Source organism: Clostridium sartagoforme AAU1 (genome assembly GCF_000401215.1).
Lineage (GTDB): Bacteria > Bacillota > Clostridia > Clostridiales > Clostridiaceae > Clostridium > Clostridium sartagoforme.
The window spans coordinates 1-21,906 of sequence record NZ_ASRV01000236.1 but is presented as its reverse complement, the minus strand read 5'-3'; the positions used below and the strand labels follow the sequence as shown (position 1 = coordinate 21,906).

27 protein-coding genes and 1 pseudogene are annotated in these 21,906 nt (G+C 27.4%); 3 read left to right on the top strand and 25 right to left on the bottom strand.

The genetic code is table 11. The features are described 5' to 3' along the window. Positions 1 to 90: 90 nt before the first annotated feature. On the top strand, positions 91 to 795 hold the full coding sequence (locus A500_RS18450) for a ferredoxin reductase domain-containing protein (RefSeq protein ID WP_016209095.1): 705 nt from the start codon (positions 91 to 93) through the stop codon (positions 793 to 795). A 134-nt stretch (positions 796 to 929) separates the two neighbouring features. On the opposite strand, the gene A500_RS20880 is transcribed toward A500_RS18450, so the two are convergent. From A500_RS20880 to A500_RS21820, 19 genes and pseudogenes are all read right to left on the bottom strand, one after another. Beyond that, positions 930 to 1,265, bottom strand: a complete 336-nt coding sequence (locus A500_RS20880) for a hypothetical protein (RefSeq protein ID WP_016209094.1) — start codon at positions 1,263 to 1,265, stop codon at positions 930 to 932. Positions 1,266 to 1,700: 435 nt separating this feature from the next. Continuing rightward, positions 1,701 to 2,207 carry a hypothetical protein gene (locus A500_RS18440; protein WP_016209093.1) on the bottom strand — a complete coding sequence of 169 codons (507 nt, stop codon included), beginning with the start codon at positions 2,205 to 2,207 and terminating at the stop codon, positions 1,701 to 1,703. 323 nt (positions 2,208 to 2,530) lie between these two features. Next, complete coding sequence (locus tag A500_RS18435; RefSeq protein ID WP_016209092.1) at positions 2,531 to 2,713, bottom strand: hypothetical protein; 183 nt, start codon at positions 2,711 to 2,713, stop codon at positions 2,531 to 2,533. 183 nt (positions 2,714 to 2,896) lie between these two features. After that, positions 2,897 to 3,154 carry a DUF1659 domain-containing protein gene (locus A500_RS18430; RefSeq protein ID WP_016209091.1) on the bottom strand — a complete coding sequence of 86 codons (258 nt, stop codon included), beginning with the start codon at positions 3,152 to 3,154 and terminating at the stop codon, positions 2,897 to 2,899. Between the two features lie 365 nt (positions 3,155 to 3,519). Continuing rightward, positions 3,520 to 4,128 (bottom strand): DUF6273 domain-containing protein, encoded by a 609-nt coding sequence (locus A500_RS18425; RefSeq protein ID WP_016209090.1) that lies wholly within the window; start codon positions 4,126 to 4,128, stop codon positions 3,520 to 3,522. 218 nt (positions 4,129 to 4,346) lie between these two features. Beyond that, on the bottom strand, positions 4,347 to 4,700 hold the full coding sequence (locus tag A500_RS18420) for a type II toxin-antitoxin system PemK/MazF family toxin (RefSeq protein ID WP_016209089.1): 354 nt from the start codon (positions 4,698 to 4,700) through the stop codon (positions 4,347 to 4,349). Positions 4,701 to 4,779: 79 nt separating this feature from the next. Then, the gene (locus tag A500_RS18415) at positions 4,780 to 5,037 is read right to left on the bottom strand and encodes a hypothetical protein (protein WP_016209088.1); all 258 of its coding nucleotides are present in this window, start codon (positions 5,035 to 5,037) and stop codon (positions 4,780 to 4,782) included. After that, a complete protein-coding gene (locus A500_RS20630; protein WP_156174315.1) occupies positions 5,030 to 5,170 on the bottom strand; it encodes a hypothetical protein in 141 nt (46 codons plus the stop codon). The genes A500_RS18415 and A500_RS20630 overlap by 8 nt, the downstream gene beginning before the upstream one ends. 336 nt (positions 5,171 to 5,506) lie before the next feature. After that, a complete protein-coding gene (locus A500_RS18410; protein ID WP_016209087.1) occupies positions 5,507 to 6,085 on the bottom strand; it encodes a hypothetical protein in 579 nt (192 codons plus the stop codon). A gap of 100 nt (positions 6,086 to 6,185) precedes the next feature. Next, positions 6,186 to 7,079: a hypothetical protein gene (locus A500_RS18405; RefSeq protein ID WP_016209086.1), complete on the bottom strand. Its 894-nt coding sequence runs from the start codon at positions 7,077 to 7,079 to the stop codon at positions 6,186 to 6,188. A gap of 755 nt (positions 7,080 to 7,834) precedes the next feature. Beyond that, positions 7,835 to 8,557, bottom strand: coding sequence for a hypothetical protein (locus A500_RS18400; RefSeq protein WP_242835167.1), 723 nt, complete (start codon positions 8,555 to 8,557; stop codon positions 7,835 to 7,837). Positions 8,558 to 8,578: 21 nt separating this feature from the next. Beyond that, positions 8,579 to 8,800, bottom strand: a complete 222-nt coding sequence (locus A500_RS18395) for a YdbC family protein (RefSeq protein WP_016209084.1) — start codon at positions 8,798 to 8,800, stop codon at positions 8,579 to 8,581. 26 nt (positions 8,801 to 8,826) lie between these two features. Then, positions 8,827 to 11,975: pseudogene (locus A500_RS18390) on the bottom strand (type I restriction endonuclease subunit R). 82 nt (positions 11,976 to 12,057) lie between these two features. Then, the gene (locus A500_RS18385) at positions 12,058 to 12,645 is read right to left on the bottom strand and encodes a type I restriction-modification system subunit M N-terminal domain-containing protein (RefSeq protein ID WP_016209082.1); all 588 of its coding nucleotides are present in this window, start codon (positions 12,643 to 12,645) and stop codon (positions 12,058 to 12,060) included. A 578-nt stretch (positions 12,646 to 13,223) separates the two neighbouring features. Beyond that, positions 13,224 to 13,805, bottom strand: a complete 582-nt coding sequence (locus A500_RS18380; protein ID WP_016209081.1) for a GNAT family N-acetyltransferase — start codon at positions 13,803 to 13,805, stop codon at positions 13,224 to 13,226. Positions 13,806 to 14,148: 343 nt separating this feature from the next. After that, positions 14,149 to 14,676 (bottom strand): phage antirepressor KilAC domain-containing protein, encoded by a 528-nt coding sequence (locus A500_RS18375; protein ID WP_016209080.1) that lies wholly within the window; start codon positions 14,674 to 14,676, stop codon positions 14,149 to 14,151. A gap of 33 nt (positions 14,677 to 14,709) precedes the next feature. Next, on the bottom strand, positions 14,710 to 14,925 hold the full coding sequence (locus tag A500_RS21510) for a BRO-N domain-containing protein (RefSeq protein WP_016209079.1): 216 nt from the start codon (positions 14,923 to 14,925) through the stop codon (positions 14,710 to 14,712). Between the two features lie 255 nt (positions 14,926 to 15,180). Beyond that, on the bottom strand, positions 15,181 to 15,768 hold the full coding sequence (locus A500_RS18370; protein WP_016209078.1) for an ATP-binding protein: 588 nt from the start codon (positions 15,766 to 15,768) through the stop codon (positions 15,181 to 15,183). Beyond that, positions 15,758 to 16,042, bottom strand: a complete 285-nt coding sequence (locus A500_RS21820; RefSeq protein ID WP_278245143.1) for a DnaD domain protein — start codon at positions 16,040 to 16,042, stop codon at positions 15,758 to 15,760. Before A500_RS21820 ends, A500_RS18370 begins: the two co-directional genes overlap by 11 nt. A 460-nt stretch (positions 16,043 to 16,502) precedes the next feature. Here A500_RS21820 and A500_RS18365 point away from each other — a divergent pair, with 460 nt between their 5' ends. Beyond that, the gene (locus A500_RS18365) at positions 16,503 to 16,889 is read left to right on the top strand and encodes an ImmA/IrrE family metallo-endopeptidase (RefSeq protein WP_016209077.1); all 387 of its coding nucleotides are present in this window, start codon (positions 16,503 to 16,505) and stop codon (positions 16,887 to 16,889) included. Here the strand turns inward: A500_RS18365 and A500_RS20625 are convergent. From A500_RS20625 to A500_RS20620, 6 genes are all read right to left on the bottom strand, one after another. Next, a complete protein-coding gene (locus tag A500_RS20625) occupies positions 16,851 to 16,994 on the bottom strand; it encodes a hypothetical protein (RefSeq protein WP_016209076.1) in 144 nt (47 codons plus the stop codon). The two genes, A500_RS18365 and A500_RS20625, sit on opposite strands and share 39 nt — an antisense overlap. Before the next feature lie 162 nt (positions 16,995 to 17,156). Then, a complete protein-coding gene (locus A500_RS18355) occupies positions 17,157 to 17,354 on the bottom strand; it encodes a hypothetical protein (RefSeq protein ID WP_016209075.1) in 198 nt (65 codons plus the stop codon). A gap of 29 nt (positions 17,355 to 17,383) precedes the next feature. Then, a complete protein-coding gene (locus A500_RS18350; RefSeq protein WP_157453706.1) occupies positions 17,384 to 17,575 on the bottom strand; it encodes a hypothetical protein in 192 nt (63 codons plus the stop codon). A 257-nt stretch (positions 17,576 to 17,832) separates the two neighbouring features. Next, a complete protein-coding gene (locus A500_RS18345) occupies positions 17,833 to 19,323 on the bottom strand; it encodes an NlpC/P60 family protein (protein ID WP_016209073.1) in 1,491 nt (496 codons plus the stop codon). Positions 19,324 to 19,763: 440 nt separating this feature from the next. Next, positions 19,764 to 20,240, bottom strand: coding sequence for a BsuPI-related putative proteinase inhibitor (locus A500_RS18340; protein ID WP_016209072.1), 477 nt, complete (start codon positions 20,238 to 20,240; stop codon positions 19,764 to 19,766). Between the two features lie 269 nt (positions 20,241 to 20,509). After that, a complete protein-coding gene (locus tag A500_RS20620; protein ID WP_157453705.1) occupies positions 20,510 to 20,650 on the bottom strand; it encodes a hypothetical protein in 141 nt (46 codons plus the stop codon). Positions 20,651 to 20,936: 286 nt separating this feature from the next. Here A500_RS20620 and A500_RS18335 point away from each other — a divergent pair, with 286 nt between their 5' ends. Then, positions 20,937 to 21,860 carry a metallophosphoesterase gene (locus A500_RS18335; protein ID WP_016209071.1) on the top strand — a complete coding sequence of 308 codons (924 nt, stop codon included), beginning with the start codon at positions 20,937 to 20,939 and terminating at the stop codon, positions 21,858 to 21,860. The last annotated feature ends 46 nt before the right edge of the window (positions 21,861 to 21,906 follow it).

Genomic DNA, 21,906 nt, shown 5'->3' with positions numbered 1-21,906 from the left:
ATTATTTTAGCTATAAAAATAAATTTATTTGACATTAGAAATTATTGGTGATATCCTGTAATTGATAATGATTATCAAGGAGAGGTAAATATGATAAAATATAGATTGAAAATTATAGATATTATTAATGAAGCAAAAGGAACAAAAACATACTATTTTGAAAAACCAAAAGATTTAACATGGGAGGCTGGATCTCATACCCATATAGGAATTATTGGATTTGATGAAGGTGAAAAGCCTAATAAAAGTTTAGTGAGACACATGTCTATAATGACTTTGCCAACTGAAAACAAAGTTGGGTTTACAACAAGAGTGCCTAGAATCTGTTCTGAATTTAAAAGCAAATTATCTAACCTAAATGTTAATGATGAAATTGTAATGTTTAAATTAGGATCAAAATTAGCTTTAAGACGTTGCAACAGACCTGTAATTCTACTATCAATGGGAGTAGGAATAGCTGCAATGAGACCAATTATTCTTAATTTTATAGAAGATAACTCTAATATTCCTTATTTAATTAATGTAAATGTAGATTCATCAAATGATTTTATTTTTAAGAATGAACTTGATAATCTTTCTAATGAAACATATAAAAATTATTGGTTAAATTCTAGGAAATCATTTTATGAAAATTTAGAACAATTATCACAATTACAAAACCCTATTTATTATATAGTTGGAAGTTATGATTTTCTTAAAGATACTATCCAAAGCCTAAAGACTAAGAATGTGAATATCTCAGATATTGTCATAGATCAAAAAGATGAAGTTTTAAATCAACTTTTTGGAGCTTAAAATTGATTATTTTAAAGCCCAGTGATTTAAAATCACTGGGCTTTAATTCGTAATAGATTTATATAGTTTACAGTTTAGATGAAACTATCAATTTTAAGTTATATCAGCTATTTGATCGTTGATATAATGATTCCTTAATTCGGCAGAGCTAAATTATTTCCATAACTGTGCACTGTGCCTTGTGAACTGCTTTTTAATAAAATATAACAGATAAAAAAATTTAACTCTATTCCAAAACTATTTTCATATATATCAAAAAATACACTTATATCAAGACATTGTTTTTTCAATTCATCATCTTCTGTAGTCACTTGCCATCCGTAGGTTTTATACGGTTTCCAATAAAATCTATTTACTTTATTAAGATTAAATTCATCTTTTATAAAATCAAATCCATAGGCAAAATCAATCTTTGCTTGTTTAAATGCTTTATTAGCATCTTTAAAAACAGGCATTCCACTTTCAGCCATTCCAATATCATAAGCTTCATTTTCTTGAAATATTTCGCTACCTATCCTTTTATTATATTCTCCTACTGCTTTTTCAGGCTAGTAGCTTTGTATATAAGAATGATTATGAATAAAACTGCCACAATTAATACTAAAATAGTCATTTTAGATTTCTTTTTCAAGATATACACCTCTTTTTATTCTTATAATCTTAATATTTCTATTTATCATAACATATTTTACTAATAAATTCTTTTTTAAATTTAAACTGCTATTAAACTATATTATGAGCAACTATATAAGTTAGTATTAATAAATAATAATTTTTAATACTAAAATATAATTATCTAACCTTTTTTCTGCATATTTTAAAAAGATTGTTCATTAACCTAATATTAATTTTACGATAATTCATCACTTATTAAGATTGTAAAATTAAATCCACTTGTCCAATTATTATTTTCTTGGCAGTTTATTACTCCAAATTATTTCATAACTCCCATCTGCATTTATTGGCTGTAAATTAAGTTTATATACACCAGTTTGGCTTCCAACTTCAAATTGAAGATAATTAAAATCCGGAATATGTATTATATTTCCGTTTTTATCAGTTTCATCTTTTACTTCTTCTTTTAGATTAAGAGTTCCACCTAAATAATCTAATGGATAAGTTAATTCACGATATATCTTTCCATCTTCATAAACTACATATCCTTTAAAAACTAATTCATTTTCAGGGGTTATAATTTCCCAATCAACTTGCCCTTCAGTTAATTTAAAATCAAGAGAAGCATAAAATCCCTGACTTGACTTAGTTTCTATATCCACAGCAATAGTCTCTGCTTTTAATTTTGAAAATGAACCTTCATAGGTAGTATGTTTTATTGGGTTATTGGAGCAGGAAACAAGAGTTAAAATTAAAAATACTAGCAAAACTAAATATCTAAGTTTTTTATTCTTCAAGATTTCTCCCCCTTATAATTTTGTAATATATTACACTTATAAGTTAATTATAACATATTTTTCCAATATTCCACTATTCAGTTTTCAATGAAAGTTTCAATTACTTAATTTAAATCACGTATGGTATTTAAATTACCCACTAAAAATACCGCATGTTCTTTTTAAACTGCACCCTGTCAAGTAGACAGGGTGCAGTTCATTTTTAATAGTACGGCATTTTTATAAAAATTAATTTTTATGGATTTAATAAACTTATTTGTATTCCACATATTATGACCAAAAGAGATATTGAATAATTGAAATATCATGCTGTTAATAAAAAACTAATAATTTTCCTTAAAATCTTTTATCTCATCTATTTTTTTCTCAAGTCTATTTAAACGAATATATAATTCTTTTAAGTATAATGCATTTTTCTCTTCTTGCTCCTTTAACTTATTAGGTATGTAATACACAACATTAAATATAATTAATAAAATTAATATTATAATAATAAACTCTATCACAATCTAATATCCCCCTTTAAAACTCCTATAATTACATTTATTTATAACTACCATTATACGCTAAAAATTACATTCCAACTATATATCCTCATATTTGTCTTGAATTTATTTCTTTTTTACTATAGAAAATTTTATTGTTTGCAAAGAGGTTATTTCTCCAGATAAAAATAGAAATAAAAAAAGCTATTGCTTACCACAAAATTTATGGTTCATAATAGCTTTAATTAAAACTATAAAGGTTTGTTGCTTTTTAATAGTTGATACGCTATAGTCTAAAAGTTTTTCTACTGCATCAGATAATTGAACTAAATTATCATCAGTTGCATCAGCAGAAATATTTTTAAAGTTTTGCTCCTTAAAAACATCCTTACCTTTAGAATCACCCCCTATTTGATATCTAACCTTAATAACATTTTCCGTTAATACTGAATTTGCTGCCATATTATCACCTCCTCTTTACAATCTTCATATATGCAGAAAAGAAGGTTATAAAAATTTTATTTTTAATTTTTTGATTTAATTAATTGAAAGCACAAAAAGCACCAACCTGAGAACATTTTTCCCAAGTTGGTTCCTATAACTTTTGTTATCATATAACATTTGTAAACAACTCAGTTCCGATAGCATTTATTAAAAATATTTATATTCATTATATTTATCCAGATAACTATTACTTGTTATATCCTTACAATTATTTATAAATATATTATAATCATTATTAATAAATTCTGTTTTTATTATATTAAACTCTTCTTTTGAAATTTTTTATTATAATAATAATTGCCCCAAAAACGAATTGCTTTTCCTTACTTTATCCATAAAGCAGGACGAACTCCACCTGTACATTTTCCATCACTAATGTTGCCCTTCAATATATTGTTTCCTTGTATCCCGATATTACCGTCAGTACCAAAGATATACACAGCTTTTACATTAACACGGCCAGGTGAACGAAGCCACCACCACCAAGCCCATTCTTTATTATGAAGTTTTGCTAATCTATTACTGTTATTTTCATCTTTTCTTTGAAACCAATATCTTTGATTTTTACCAGGGTTGTTCAGTTTTGAAGTGCTATCACCAAAATACTTGCATACTTCCTCAAGGCTTAATAAAAAGATATTGTCTTCAGTATCTTCTCCTCCCTTTGTCCCATACCACTGATTATCAAGATTCTTATTTATTACCGTAATGATTCTTGATTTATCAGCTGCATTAAATTTCTCATAAAATTCACCATTAAGATATTTCCTTAAAGTACAGTCAGCCCATGTTATATCTTTATAAGCATCATGGTAAGGTCGTTGGTCTATAATTTCTTCTGTTATAATCAAAGCTGTATTGTTTTGTATATCAAGCACACGCCAGTTATAATCACCAAATGATAATACTGAGCCAATTTTAATCTCTTCCATTATAAGCACTTTCCCTTCTTCTTTGTAACATGTGATTTATCAGATTTATTTCATCCTATTTAAAGGCGGTGTTTTCATCATTATCGCAACTAATCCCCAATAAATTCCCATCATAATTTCTTGTTCTTTCTCAAAAAAATTCAAAAAATTGTCTGCTTCATTTTTACATTTTTCAATATCTTTATCTAAATAAAGCCAAGTACTGTTCTTCTTTAATTTTATGCAATTTTAGCTTTTAAGCCTAGCTGCTTCATTATAATTCTGTCTAATCCTTTTAAATCTTCTTCATTTAACATATCTCCAACATCTATGATTTGTGATTTATCAATAACTGTTAGCTGCTCTGCCATCATTATATTTCCTTTATAAGCTATATCATAATCTTTAGTTAGCTTAGTATGTATTGGTAATTTAGTTTTATCTTTACTGGTTAAGGGTATTACCATAGTTGTAGTTGAAAATTTATTTCCTGTATTATTTTGTACCACTACAGCTGGTCTCTTTCCTCCCTGACAGCATCCATAACCTTCTTTAAAATCACACCATATTAGTTGTCCTCTTTTTATTACCATATTAATTTCTCCTCTCAATTTAATATTATAGGTTGTGAAGATGTTTAATTATAAAGAACATCTCCACAATACCTTTTACTTATAGTTTTAAATAAATATCTTTTAGATACTTTTTATATTTATATAACAATTTTAAGTACTCTTTCAATACTAAAAAATCTTTTTGACCAGTTATATCTAAAGCAATATAACCTAAATCATTATCAATTTTTCTTATCTCAGGATCTTCTAAGATTAATTTATTTCTGTCTAAAAACATGTTATAAACTAAATTTTCTAACTCATCCTTTAGCTTATATACCTCATATTTACAACGCTCCTTTAGACTATTATTCATCCCAAGGATCGTTATCACTTTCATCCATACCGTAATCCTCTACATCACATTGATATTCAAACTCTTCTCTAGACAAACTTCCTCCTTCATTCCTATGCTCTCTCCATCTTTCATCTCTATCGTCTCTACACATCTATAATTCTCCTTTCATTTATTATCTAAAGTGCCTGTATTAAAAGTACTTTTAAATTTACTTTATACTTTTCCTGAGCACATTTTTAGTATACTATAGGAAAGTATATAAAGCATTTCTGGTTTCAGACAATCTTTTAGGAACAAAAAAGAGGAAACCCAAGACTTCCTCCAACTAATTCAAATTTTAAAATTTTAAATCTAATTATCTTAATTCTTCTAACTATTTCTTAGAATTTCTAATTATTTCTTGAGATTTCTCACTTATTCATTTAACACTTAAATTTATTAGAGGTTTTTAATAAATTTCTTATGAATTTTGTTTTAAACAATCATACTAATTTTCAAAATTAATCATATTATTAACTTTATTCATAACATCTTTCATTGACTTAAATTCCTTTTTATCAAAATCACTAGCTTTTTTATAAAATACATCATTGTCTATTTCATTATTTTCTATAATATAGTTGAAATTATTTTTGTCTACTATTTCAAAGCTTATCCTATCTATTTTCTTAGCAATTGATTTAATGTCTTCATCAAAGGTAGTTAAAATAATAAAATTAGTATCCTTGCTATAATATTTATTAAACTCTTCAATTGTATTACTTATAAATTCTATTTTTTCTGCAATAGTTGATTTTCTATCTTTCTTTAAATCTTTATTGTTGTCTTTATATATTCTATCAGATTTAACTTTTCCCCACGAAATACTGTTATATACTATATCTTCTTCTGTATATAAAACATTATAATGTATATTTTCAGCTCCTATTATCATTCCTAAGCTTACATTTAATATTCTCTTTTTACTTCTTTCATATTTTGGAACTTCAGCTGATGAAATGGTTCCTAAATTAATATATTTCAATATAAATGCTATGCTGTTATCTTTATCCACTACTTCTTCCATTATAATACTTTTTTCTCCTCTATTTATTTAAGTTCTTCAAGTTATCTAATAATTACTTACTATCTTTGTAATTCCAAAGAATCCTAGTTTTAATTAGGCTCTATAGGTTAGCATCTTTCCCACTATCTCTAATTTTACTTATGTTTTTACTTACACTTACACTTCTAAATTTCTTTGCATAGGGTTTTAATAACTTAAGGCTATCAAATCCAAATATACTTTTAACAATCCAAGCAAAAAGCAAAATTATTACTATTGGAATAACACAGGAAGTTATAATTAAAACAGCAATAGCATCTATAAATGAGCCTAGCATTTCCTCTCCCTTTTTAATCATTTGAGATACATCATTTCCTATTTTAGAAGTAACATCAGATATATAGTCTCCTATCTTGTCAAGAATGCCTTTATCTTCTTCTGTAATTTCGTTTCGCTTCTCTTCTATATATTCTTCACTTTCTTTTGTAGCTTCAAAGGTTTCATCTATTGAGGTTTTATATGAATCGTATATTAAATCGCTGGATTTTATGCTAACTGGAATAACTATAGAAATAACAATTCCAAGTATAGCAAACTTTATTGCAAGCTTTAATAATATATCCTTATTGAAAAACAAATAAGTTATCCCTAAAAAACATGCTAAAGGAATAATATAAGTAAATGATAGATATCCAACTACTGAAATTAACATTTTCTCTAATAAAATTGCTCCAAGTATAATAACAAAATAAGAAGTTAAATCTAAAATTTTATTTGCAATTGGTGTTCCAGCATCCCCTGGTATTAAAGATATGGCTGTTGATGATGAGGCAGCTGCTAGTGTAAGCTTCATAACTGTATCCCTTTTATCATCTAAAGATTTTATTGTTGACTCATTAAAGCTAGGTGCTATTACTACTTTTGATATACCAAAGTATGATACCAATGCTACTAGCAGCAATAAAGCTCCTACTATTATTTTTTTAGAAAATTCATTTTTATTAAATACTGTCATATGTTCATCTCCCTTATTAATTTATTAAGTCTTTGTAACTTCTTTTTTACTTATTTATCTAAATGTAAATATGATTTAATGTGATATTTATCAATTAGTCTTTATAAAACACTAAAGATATACTTACTTTTGTCATAACTATATATTCTGTAAAAGAAGTTATATTCCTTCCTAAATAGATTTTTCATGCTTATTATTTTAATTACTTAATAAAGTATTTTACCTTCTTTCCTGTTAAGTGATAATATTCATTATCTAATTTTTTTGCTTCCTGTTATTATATATATTATGTTAAGTGGCAAGTTTATTGATTGCAACAAAGGGTAGTAATAATGTTACGAACCTTTTTATGGATTTTCTTAAGTACCATAAATTCTAAATACTTTTCCTAGTACCTGCTTTTTAGTTACTATAGACAATTTATTAGTTAATTGGTTTTTCACCTGCTTTAGCTTCCTTTTAAATCTATTTTTTAAAATGTCCTTGCCATAGGTACCACTTTATATAACTAGTCCATCTTTTTTTATTTATTAAAATTTTAAGTTTAAGCAGCATTAGCAGAATTAGATGGGTAGCTTCTCTATGTAATCATAAAAATAGGAATAGCTAACAGGTACATATTTACCTTATTAGCTATTCTTATTTCAAACTTTATAATCATTAAAGAAAAACTACTTATTAAATATTATAATTTTTGTATCAAAACCTGCTGTCTTTAACTTCTGTAGCTAGTGCTAACTATTTACAAAATTAAATTAATGTAAATCTGAATAGTCAGCCTTTAGATATATTTTATAATCCTTCAATTTTATATTATATTTATTCAATACCTTAATTAATAAATTTCTTATTCCGTTAGCACTAAGATTACTTTCAATATAAATATTAGCATTTTTTATTTCTCTTGCTGCTCTCATAGTTGGTAACTTTACTCTTGAAAAATAAATTACTTTTTTACCATTCATTTTGGGATCGTCAACAAATTGTTTTATAATAGCTGAATCTTTCCTAGCTAAATAATTGCAGGTTTCTACTAGAGCTCCTTTCCAATCTTTTATATCTATTTTTTTACCTTCAATTTTAAATGCGCATGGTCTTTTATGAGTTAAATCTTCATATAGATTATGCTCTATCTCTGTATCAACTAAATAATCACTATAGTTTGGGATTTCTTTTTCGTTAATCTCTTCTGTTTTTTCTCTAACTTCTTCAATGTTTCTAGCATCTATAATTGTATCTAGTAGAGCTACTACTTCATTAACTTTATTACTTATTGTATTTAGCTCCTCACTGTTATACATTAATTCTGTTACCCTATTGTATTCTTTATTATCGATAGATAATTTTGCTTTTTCTCCAATTTCTTCTCTAGCATTGTCAATTGAACTTACTAATAAATCTAATGATTCTCTAATATCACCTACAAAACTTGGAATCTCTCTACCTAAAAACTCAAATACCTTTAAATCCACTCTCATATCCCCCATTACAATTTAAATTTATAAATAGATTTTATTTAATAATTCTTTAAGAGACTTTAATTCTTGTGTTGTTAAGGTAACTCCTTTTCCCATCTTCTCATGTTCTGGGGACCATTCTCTTAAATCATATTTAGCTTCTTTACCATTCCAACTAATAAGATTTAATTCCTTTTTCCATCCTTTAGCTGATTCGGCTATAACACCTAATTCTTTTTCTATTTCAAATTTTATATCTGCCATAAATACACCTCTAAATTTATTAATTCTTAAACTGCACTATATTTTTTTAAATTCTCTGCTTGTTCAAATATCTCTTTAAAAATCTCATCTTTTGGTACAGGTGGATAGTCATTATCTGCTAACGTTAATATTAAATCAACTTTAAGTTCAGCCTTTATGTCATCTCTCTTAGCCCAATCTGTGTATTTTACCTTATCATCAATTATAATCTTAATCTTTTAGCAAGTTTTATAAGTTTATAATGTGGATATTCAAATTTATGCTTATTGGCTACTTCTTTTAAAATATCGTAAAATGCTTTTTCTTCAAAATCTATTCCTAAGTCATTAAAGGAATTTCTCTCTTTTACAAGCTCATTGAACAAATCTGCAAACTGCTGAGCAACATCATCTAATACATCACTTTGCATGGATTGAAAGTCTTTTCTTTCATTATAAACTTCCACTAGCTTCTTTAGTCTTTTAGAGAAATCTACCCCTTGTATTTTGTTAGTTTTCTTAAATTCATCTATAGCCTTAGCAAGGAGTTTTTGTAATAGCTTTATCTTAGTATTTGGCAACTTAATCTTTTCTATTTTAGCCATATACTCATCACTAAAAAGGTCTGCATTATTTTTAGGATCATTTTTATCAAGTTTAAATAACTCTTCTACTCCTTCACTAATTAATGCTTCATGTATCATCTGTCTTACTTTATCATTCATTTGAGATGTATCTGGTGCATCACCTTTAGTAAGCTTATGAATTATTGATTTTACGGCAAAGTAAAAATGTATTTTATCTCTTTCCATTTGGTTTAAGTCTTCACTCGAACAGCAAAGATTATAACCTGAACGTAGTTTTTTAACTATAGCCATAAATCTCTTTTCTAAGTCATGTGTTTGTTGAGCAAATTCTGCTGCTTTGTTTAAGCATTGTAATTGCTCTAGTGGTGTTCCTTCAAAATATGGTTTACTATCAAATTTATGAAATAGTCTGTCCAATAAATCTAGTTGATCCTTTACTATTACAACTGCCTTTTCAACACCATCAAAATTGTCACCCTCTGCTGCACCATATTTTTTAAGTGCTACATTCATGTTACTTTTAATGCCAATATAGTCAACTACCAATCCCATTTCTTTGCCTTCATAAACTCTATTTACTCTTGATATAGTTTGGATTAATGAATGTTGTTGTATTGGCTTGTCAATATATATAGTATCTAAAAATGGAACATCAAATCCAGTAAGCCACATATCAACAACTATAGCTATTTTAAAATTAGATTTTTCATTTTTGTACTGTCTGTCCAATTCTTTTCTATACTCTTTAGTACCAAGTAAATCATAAAGCTCTTTTATATCATCCTTATTTCTTGTCATAACCATTTTAATTTTTTCAATAGGCTTAATTTCCTGTTCTTCTCTTTCTGTAAGCTGTACACCTTCATCACATTCTCTAACTTCTGCCCATTGTGGTCTTAAAGCTATAATTTCCTTGTATAATGCATAAGCTATTGGACGACTTGAAGCTACAAACATCACTTTACCTTTTACAGTAGCTCCCTCTTCAATTCTCTTTTCATAGTGATTAACAAAATCCTCTGCAACTAGTTTTAGTCTTGAAGTGTCTCCTAATATAACATCCATTTGAGTAACTGCCCTTTTGCTTTCCTCTATCTGATGTTCATTAGCACCCTCTTCCTCACAAGTTTTATAATACGCTTCAATTTCTTTTAACTTACTTTCATTTAAGTTTACTTTAGCAGCTCTGCCTTCATAAACAATCCTTACTGTAATTTCATCATATACTGATTCAATCATTGTATATGAATCTGTAACACCTCCAAAAACATCCATAGTTGCATCTATAGGTGTACCAGTGAATCCAACATAAGTTGCATTTGGTAGTGAGTCATGTAAATGTCTAGCAAATCCATAAGTTTTTTCTACACCATCTTTAGTAACCTTTACTTTTTGATCTAAATTTATTTGAGAACGGTGAGCTTCATCTGATATACAAATTACATTTGTTCTATCTGTAAGCAGATCTGTATCCTCATTAAACTTATGAATTGTAGTTAGGAACACCCCACCACTTTTTCTACTTTGTAAATAGCTTTTTAAATCTGCTCGGCTTTCAACACTTATTACTTGATTATCACCAATAAATCCTTTAGAATTTGTAAATTGTTCTGATAACTGATCATCTAAATCCGTTCTATCAGTTATAAGTACAATTGTTGGGCTACTAAAATAGGAACTTTTCATTAATAGTCTTGTAAGATATAGCATGGTGTAACTTTTCCCACATCCTGTTGCACCAAAATAAGTTCCACCTTTACCTGAACCATGAGGCTTCATATTTACTTTTATACTTTCAAACAACTTATTAGCTGCATAATATTGAGGATAACGTGGAACTATTTTCTCTTCCTTTGAACTTCTATCTGGAAAATAAATAAAGTTTTTAATCACATCTAAAAATCTTTTTTGATTAAATAAACCTTTTATCATTGTAAAGAGGGAATCTATTCCCTCCTTATCTAATGGTTCATCCCCCTCAATTTTACGCCAAGCATAAAAGAAGTCATAAGGTGCAAATAATGAACCTAATTTATTATTAACTCCATCACTAATTACACAAAAAGCATTATACTTAAATAGTTCTGGTATATCTCTACTGTATCTTACTGTAAGTTGTGTATATGCATCCTTAATAGTTGTATTTTCCTTAATTGCACTCTTAAATTCAAATACAACTAAAGGTAGCCCATTTACATAAACTATTCCATCAGGAATACGTTTCTCATAGCCTTCTATTTCTAATTGATTAACTATTTTAAATAAGTTGTTTTCAATAGTTTCAAAATCAATTAATTGAATGTATAAGTCTTTTTTTGTATGATCTTCTCTTTTTATAATAAACCCATCAGAAATCATTTTAATTATAGCTTTATTGCTATCATATAAAGCAGAAGAAGGAAGCACATCCATTTGACGAATGATTCCTTCTATTTCATTTTTGGTTATGCTCTCATTAGAATATCTACTACGTAAAAATAACCTTAAATCGTCACGTAATAAAACATCTGTTATTTCTTTATGAATATACATACCATTTTTATGTTCATAATTCTCAGCTTGCAGTAATTCTATAACTGCTCTCTCTAAATACCCCTCTGTAAATTTCACTACTTACCCCTTCACAGTTTCTAGTTTTGATAATATTATTTCTATAAGATTGTTTAGTTTATTATTTTGAAAATTAATTACATCAATTATATGGTTCAATCATTTCTGCAATAAGCTTAACTACACTTTTAGGAGTATAGAATTCTCCCTTACCTTTACCCTCAGCTAGAGCAAACTTACTTAGGAAATACTCATATACACGCCCAACAATATCCTGTTCTTTATCTTTTAAAGTGTTAATATTATTTATTTCATCTATTAATGAACCTAATTTAGTTACATCTAATCCTATTCTTGAATAGTAGTTATCTGGTAATGCTCCCTTTAGTGAAGGATTGTTTTTTTCTACAGTTGATAGGGCTGTATCTATCTTTAATGCTACATCTTCAGCTTTTGCATTCTCAACAATAAAACTCCAACGTGATTCTTTTGATAAATAGAATACATTTTTCATTGTATAAAATTCAACCATATCCAAATACTTTTCTTTACCTTCTGCAATAAGTTCCTTTTTACGCTCTTCAAATTTATCACTTACAAACTTTAAGAATATTAATCCTAATACAACGTGTTTATATTCTGATGGTTCAACTGAACCACGTAATTTATTTGCTGAATTCCAAAGTGTTTCTTCTATACTTACTAGTTTTTCAACTTTCTTTTTAGCCATTTTACATTCTCCTTTTATTTCAACTATAAAACTACATATTATTATAATTATGATTCATATTTTTATAAATATCATTCACATATTTATCAACTTTTATAAATTATTTGCTTTTTCTTTACAAATTTTTCATGTACTACTTACATTATAACAATATCTAAAATAATTCTCCATAATTATGCTATAATTTAAAACCTATTTTCACTTCATGGTTATAATTTCAATATTAATTCTAGAATTTTATATTTAAAATAAATAGTCCATCATAGGAAATTTCACTATCATTAGAAGTAATGTTTATATAAAGGTACCTCCTTCTTAAATCATAACAGCTATTCCATTATCCTTTAAGCTTTCAACAAAAAGAAAAGAGAGGGCTAACAATTGCGCTATTCCTCTCTTTTCTGAAATTATTTAATTTTATCTTGTCATCTCTAATTTAATTTTAACACTAATTTTACTTACCGCTCAATGGACACTTACTATCTATTTAAAAACTTTAATCTCAATAATATAAATTGGAATTTGTCTAGTTATATACATATTAGTATCTAATTCCATATACTACCAAAGCTATCTATTCATAATATTTTACGCATTATTACTTGATCATCTTGCCTTTTCACTTCAATAAATCCTACTTTTTCATATAATCTGATTGGACCATTATAATCATAGTACACATAGTCGTTGTAAAACTTTGCATATCCCTCAATAGCTGCATATCCTCGTGCCTTTGCATCAATGCAAATACGTTCAATAAATGCAGTTGCAATGCCTTTACCCCGATATTCTGGGGCGATTTCGAAACATACGATAGAAAATGTTTTTCCGCATTTATTTTGGCGAGCAAAATCTGGCACAAAAGCCGAATAGCTGTCCATATCCCCAGCATTGCACCAACCAATAGAAATACCTCCATCAAAAGCTAGATAGCCATGAATCCTGCCTTCGTTTAACATTTCTACAGCATATCTGCGAATGGTTCCTTTGATATCATTCCCGAACTCACTCACCATTTTTTTCTCAGTGATCTTATCCATATTTGGTGATGTGCAGTAGCATGGTCCATTAGGATTACCATCAGAAAATGCTCGATTATCAAAAAAATCTAGGTAGTCTTTTGTTAATTCCGGACTCAATGCCTTTATATCATAAATCATAATCTATCCCCTTTGCAAAATATAATCTTTCTTACTACACCTTCAATTTATTATGTTTATCCCTACAAATTACTATTTACCTTATACTTTAAAATTCAATTAACATCTATTTAACTCTATCATTTATAACATATTTTGTAAATATCCGTTGCTAAACTTATTATATTTTATTACTTATGATACGGTATTTTTACTCATAAAAACAGCCTTAGACAAGGCATATCAATGTCTACGGCTAAAAACCGTATTTATTTATGATATGGTTCATTATTCTTGATTCTAAAATTCATAGACATTACATATATTTATTTTGCATATATTAATGGATGCAATAGCTAAGACTTTATCCATTGTTTATAAACTTATTTATAAAGTATATCTGCCCCTTCCCCGTTACTTTTGTTGTTTTGTTTATGGTATTTTCACCGTTGCTTTTAGTTATAATTGTTTCTTTTACTTTAAACAATTCTAGTTCCATAGATTTTTGTGTTGGCATATTGTAATCAAGGCCTTTTTTCTTGATTAAATATCCATTTTCTCTAAGCCATTGAAATAGCCTGTTTTGACCAATATCTACTCCATTTTGTTTGATTAGTTTTGCAAGTTCACCAACTAAAATAGTAGATGAGGATATTGTAACTGCATCTGCAAATACAACTTTTGGCTTTTGAGCTTCTATGGCTTTAGTTAATATTTTTTGATTCTCTTTTTCTACTTTTAGTTTTTGCAGCATAGTTATTGAAAACTCTGGATTTTCTAGCATATCATCTAAAAGTTTTGAGTTTACATACATCCCATTTTTTCTTATATCTTTAAGTATAGCTTTAACTTCTTTTTTAAATAATTTAGCTATAGGTTTTCTACTTTGCATCAATACTTAATATAGTCCATCTTCTGTTAAAAACTAGCTTTCTTGATTTCCTCCAGGGGTAGTAATAATGTTACGAACCTTTTCTTCTTCATCTACTAAGTTTACTAGCTTACTTACATTTCCATTAGAATAGTCACGCCATGTAGAAACATCTTTGACTAAAAATAATGGATTTTCATAAGTACCATAGATTTTAAAGTTCTTTTCAAGTACTATTTTCTCCATAATTACTGATAATCTCTTTTCCATATCTTTAACCTTCTTTTATTTATTTACCTTCGATACTTGTACGATTATATTATTTAAGATAATATTTGAAACACCACAATTTACTCCTTATAAATATTTGTAGCTTTCAGTTATCTTATAACTTAAAAACCTCTTTAAATTTTCCTTATTTTCTAATGCATTGATTTTCTTATGCTAATGCCCTTGCTTTCAACGATTGTAGACATTTCTATCAGCCTGTCTACCGTTCTTTCTCCATACCTATCTTTTAATATGTCAACTGGATAGTTTGTTGTAACTACTGTTGGGCAGTTTATTTCTGTATCTGCTATCTATTATGGTATAAATTTTTGATATGCTCCATTCAGTATTTTGTTCTGTTCCTAAATCATCTATTACTAAAAGATCTGCATTTTCTAAAAATTTTATTATTTCCCATTCACCTTCTTTTCCAAGGGTTGAATAAGTTTCTTTTATTCTTTCTAGTAATCCATTTATACTAATACAAACTACTGGGACACCTTTTTTTAAAAGTGCAATTGCAAAGGATAAATAGCTTTTCCCATTACCTACTGCTCCTGTTATTAACAGCCCTAGTCCCTCTTCTTTTATTTCTTTAAAATTATCAATATATTTAATTCCTAAGTTATAAAGCTTTGTATCACCTTTTTCAAAATCCCAATTTTCAAAGGTTTTATTATAAAAGCTTTTTTCCATTAGTGAGTTTTTCTTAATGATTTTAAGCCTTTGATTCTTTTCTTCTAGCTCTTTTTCTCTGCAGCTGCATATAATATTAACTTTAATTGTTTTCCCAAAGAGCTTAACTAATTTTTCTTGTCTTTCTCCACAAGTTTTACAAGTCATCAATGTCAAGGATATACCCCTCTTCTCTAACGTGTCCTTCATCACTTGATGTACTATCTCCAATTTTAAACTCCCCTTTTTTACTTCTAAATTTACCCTTACTTTTATTTAGTATACCCTCAACATAGCTTAAGGTGTATTTGTTATTTTTAATTGCTTTTATCATAGCCAGTTTTACAGCTTCTTTTGAATACTTTTTTATATTGTTATCTAAAACATCTATTATTACACTGTTTATTTTTCCAAAGTTATTATTTATATAAAATTCATATATATCTTTATTTGATGTTGTTTCATATACTAAATATTCATATCCGCCTTCAAACCTTCCATTTTCATTTCTTTTATAAAATCTTTCTATATATCCAACGCTTACAAGTTCCTTAATACCTGTTGATATGCTGTCTTTTTCTACTTAGATGCTCTAAATATATTTAAATGGGCTAACTGATATTAGAGATATTCCACAGGATGGATAATCTAAGAGCCTTAATATATCTTTAAATAAAAAAGATGAAAAATACATAGAAAAAAACTTGCTGCGACCATTGCTGAACTTGAAACACAAGATGGATTATTATTAAGCGGTAATGTAGTTGATGAGGAAGATATGCAATTTATAATTCAGGCAATAAAAGCTGGATTAGAATATGCAAAGATGCAAAATAAGCTTAAACATACACCTAAGAAATATAGAAAGGACTAAAAGAAGTAAATATCTTCAGGGGAATTTTATGGGGAAAATAAAGGGTATTTATACGAAGGATAAGCTTATAAAAAAACAAGTAATTAAATTAATTAAAAAACATAAAACCAGAGATCCTTTAGAAATAATAAAGAATCTTGACATTGGCATTATTTTTTATGATTTAGGTAATATTAATGGATTCTATCAAAAAGCTGGTAAAATTAAAATAATCCATATAAATAATAAACTAAAAGAAGGATTTAAAACCTATGTACTGGCTCATCAATTAGGACATGCTATATTACATCCTAATGAAAATTATCTATGTCTATCAAATAATATATTTGATAAAACAAATATTATAGAAACTGAGGCAAATATTTTTGCTTCACAGCTATTCTTTGTAATATTTTTTCTCATCAAATCCATTTAACATATCTCCTGCATTTTGACTTTTAATTATCCAACCTAAACCTGTAAACATTCCTCCTATTAGTAATGTAATTATAATTAAACCATATATATCTATATTTTTCATATAAAGTCCCCTTAAATTTATTCGTATAAGTTTACAATTGTTCATTATATCTAATCTACAAATTAGAGTTTATAGAGTAGTGCAGGCTATACTTTGTAAGTACGAGAAATAGCTATATTAAATGCTTTTGATAAGCTATCTTTAAATCTCAAATTTTAAAATTTAATTCTCCTTCTTATTACTCTTTATATTAATTGTTATTCCAATTAGTAATATTAAAATACCAAATATTAAAACTGTAGGGCTTACACTAGTTACAGAAGATTTTAATATGAAATTTAATATTAAAGTAACACCAATGGCAATAATAAAAGGGCCTAATAATTTTAATTTTTTATTTGTTTTCAATTTATTTTTCATTCTAGCTCCCCCTTTTATTCAGTTTAAGATTACGAATTAGTTTTACCTTTCTTTATCTGCTTATATAGATAGATTATTACGTCATACAATATCATTCCACATACAAAAGCAAACGCCTTGCTAAAATCCATATTTAATGATTTGATTAGTTGTCCTAAAAGTAAGAAAAAGCAAAATAGAAAAATATATTTAAGTAGATAATTTGAAACAAAATTCTTCATACCTATATCACCTCCCAAAGTAAAAACCATTAGTTTGTCCACTCCTACGACTGTGTAATAAATTATAGTTAAGTTATATCCTAATTATAACATAAATTTCAAGATAATGTATATAATCTAACACCTCATATTCTCCAGGATATTCTAATCTGGAGTTAGTTATTCATCTATATGCAAATATTATATTCTATACTCTTAAAATAGAAAAAACTAGTAAATAAGATTCATCCTACCTACTAGTCTTAATAGATTATAATTTACTTAAGTACTCTTCTTGCTGCATAAAAATCTGTTATAGGTGAAATTTTAACAGTTTCCCCTTCATAAGGTGCATGTATGTATTTACCCCCACCTACATAAATTCCAACATGGTCTACGCCATAGGTAAATACTAAATCTCCTGGTTGCAATTGACTATATGATACAGGAGTTCCAACGTTAATTTGCTGATAAGTTGTTCTTGGTAAATTAATACCAACTGCCTTTTTAAGTACATATTGAACCAAACCAGAACAGTCAAATCTATCTGGTCCTATTGCTCCATATAGATATTCTTTTCCTATTTGTTTCTTTGCTTCAGCAATGACTTTATCTTCTTTAGATTGTGATTGTACTACAGTACCATCATACATTGCTACTAATCTGGTATCTTGTCCATTATATTTCCCTATTGAGACTCTTCCTTTAATTCTCTCTGCTTCGTAATTATTTAAATCTTTCACTTTTGTAGCAATAAACTTATTGTTAGCGTTTACCTCAAATGTAAAGATTCCTGTTTTATTATTTCCATAATCATATAATGCTACTATTTTATCCTGGCTTCCATTATTATTACGTGTTGCAACTACTTTACCATCTATTTTAGATGAATCAAAAGATGCTGCCTCCCATGTTAGTTTTTCTGAGTACACATTATTATCATTATATAAAGTCCATATTTTAGTTATTCCCTTTCCGTAGTCATAGAACATTGCTACTTCATCACTACCATCACCATTAAAATCACCAGCAACAGTTTTATTTCTAATATTATTTGAATTATATGTTTTAGACTCCCAAGAATATCTATCTGTAAATGTTCCGTCTGCATTCATTTTTAGTTCAAACATACCGGTAACATTATTTCCATAATCATAGAAGATTAATACTTCATCACTGCCATCACCATTAAAATCTCCTGGTACCATAGCTGTAACTTTATCTCCTGTAAAGCTTTTGGAACTCCATACTGATTTATCACTAAAAGCTTGTCCATCTGAATTTAATGAAAATTGAAACATAGTTACATTTGAATTTTTATAATCATAAAGTACTAATATTTCATCACTGCCATCACCATTAAAATCACCAGCTACCACTTTATTTGTAATGCTGTCCGCATTAAAATTTCCAGTACCTGAATTCCAAGGAGTTGAAGTCTTATATCCCTCTCCTTCGTCATAGAAACGATGGATTTTAGTTGTTGAATTACCATAATCATAAAATGAAGCAATTTCATCTTCACCATTGCCATCAAAATCTCCAGATACAAATCTGTTCTTTACTTCTTCTGGAGCATAATTAACTCTAGTTTGTGTCCATAAATCTAATGTACTATTAAAATTATTAAGATCCCATGAGTTAATTCTGATTATTCCATCTCCACCATCATTATATGCATTAGCTTCTTCTAGCGGTGAAAAACCTAATGAAAAAATTGGTGTAAAAATCATAGCACTGAGAAAAACTTTGAATTTTTTCTTAATCATAAATAACCCCCTTTGTCCTATAATTGCATATTATCATATTAAATTAGTTTTGTGAATATTTATTGATTGGACAATAAAAACTAGTAGGTAAAACTTCATCCCCCTATATGTATCAAAATTAATCTATTATATTTTCTTTTATATTGCTATAATTACAAATACCCACTGTATAAAATCCTTGATTTTCCTTGCCTAAGCATCATTTTATAGTTTTTTCCCCCATTGTCTTACAATTATTTTGTGAGGTACTTTATTAAAAATCACTTCAATTTAATTGTTTCTTTTTGCCAAGGATGGTGACATTTACATACCTACATCATAGGATGATTCCAGTAAATAACTACTTTAATTCTTTGGTTTACCCTTAGAAAAACTTAATAAACACGAATTTTAATAAGTACTTTTTTTATTAATCTTAATGATATAATATCATTTGAATATTATTTAATTAATTTAACTCTATCAACTTCATATATATCGTTTAGAAATTCTAACTTTCCTGTTAAATGAGGAACATCTTTTAAATAATCACTTGTAGAATAAAACTCATATTCATATACACCAAATAAATCTTTATCAATATTCGCATACCATATCATTTGTTCCCTTTTACCATTGGCTGGAACAATAAATGTAGTTTGCCAATTTTCTTTTGCTACAGTCGTATCATCTTTAAAAGAATCCCATACTACTTCACCATCCTTAATAAGACGAAAATCAAAAGTGTGAGTAGTAGGATATTCTAATTTTATTTCTTGGTTTGAATTATTACTTATATAGAAAGACATATACCTATTATCATTAAATTCTAATGTATATTCTATATCAGATGACTTTATCTGCTTTTCTTCTGAACAACCAACTACACCTATAATAAAAATTACTAGTATAGTTAATAAAGTAATTTTCTTATTCATGTTATCATACCTCTTTATATATCTTTAAATAAGTTATTTTATATTAGTATCAACTTACTATACTATAGTACTAAATATAGCTATATAATCCATATTTTGTATTTTACTTAAATTATATCATGAATTAGTATATATAATATTAAATTTATATTATATTTCTAAAAGTATCTTTAGTAAAAAAGCCTTAACTAATAATTAAATAATTAAGTCTAGTACTTATTTAGCTGCTGGTTTTGATGCTATTTCTTCAGCTTCTTTATATGCTTTTCCTAATATTCATCTTTTTCTAATAATGAAGTTCCTTGAACTTTTATTATTTCATAATCTTCAACTATATAACTTATGATAGTAAGCTTCTTTAAGTCAGGAATAAGATCAACAGCTGGATTAAAGATGTTAAAGAAATACAAGTAGATGAAAATGAAGTTATGACATTAAAGGAAGTTAAAGAACAAAAAAAGAAATATCAGGAATTAAAGAGGAAAATGAAATATAAAAAAACTATGGCCATATTTACAACAAAAAATTAGATAAAGTAATAGAATTGATAGATAGTCATAAAAGTAATCTTGATATTAAGACCAATCTCTAATTTCCTTGAATATATTTATTTTATAAGGGCAAATTAACTAGATATAATTAAATTTCTTTTATATTAATACAAAAGTTAATTTTAAAAGTTTAAAGAGGTGTATTATGATATCAGAAAATAAGTTATCAGACAAAAGATTAACTGAAGCTTATAATAATGCAAAAATTGAATACTTTGATAATAATTCTAGATATATATTTTTCAGTGACTGTCACAGAGGGAATTGTACACCATCTGATGAATTTGCAAAAAATCAAAATATCTTTTTATTCGCATTAGAATACTATTTTAACAATGGATATACTTATGTGGAACTTGGAGATGGAGATGAACTTTGGCAAAACTCTAATTTTAAAGAAATCAGACTTGCACATGATGAAGTATATACACTATTTCAGAAATTCTACGATTATAATAGATTAATTATGTTATATGGCAATCACAATATATACTTAAAGTATAGGAATTTTGTAGAAAAAAATTACTATGAATACTACGATGATTATAATCAGGAGACCATAAAATTATTTCCTAACATTAAAATACATGAAGCAGTAATATTTAAGCATAAAGATACAGGTCAGGAAATACTAGCTGTTCATGGTCATCAAGGTGACTTAATGAATGACAAATTCTGGCGTTTTACTCTGCTTTCAGTAAGATATTTTTGGAGATATCTTCACTCAATAGGATTCACAAATCCCTCAAGCCCTGTAAAAAATGCTGAAAAAATTCATAAAATTGAGCGTTTTTATAGCAATTGGATTGAAAAAAACAAAATTATGATTATCTGCGGACATACCCATAGACCACACTTTCCTAAAATTAACGAATTACCCTACTTTAATGACGGATCCTGCGTAAGAGCAAATGGAATACAAGGTATTGAAATAGCAGATGGAAAAATAATATTAGTTGAATGGAGAATTAGTTATAACCCTCCAGGTGATCTCCATATAAAAAGAAAAATATTAAGAGGCCCAGAAGCAATCGAAACATTCGATTTAAGAAAGAGAACTGATGCTTAATTAATCTTCTAATGGTAAATTGGCATTTGTCATATCTCATGCTAAT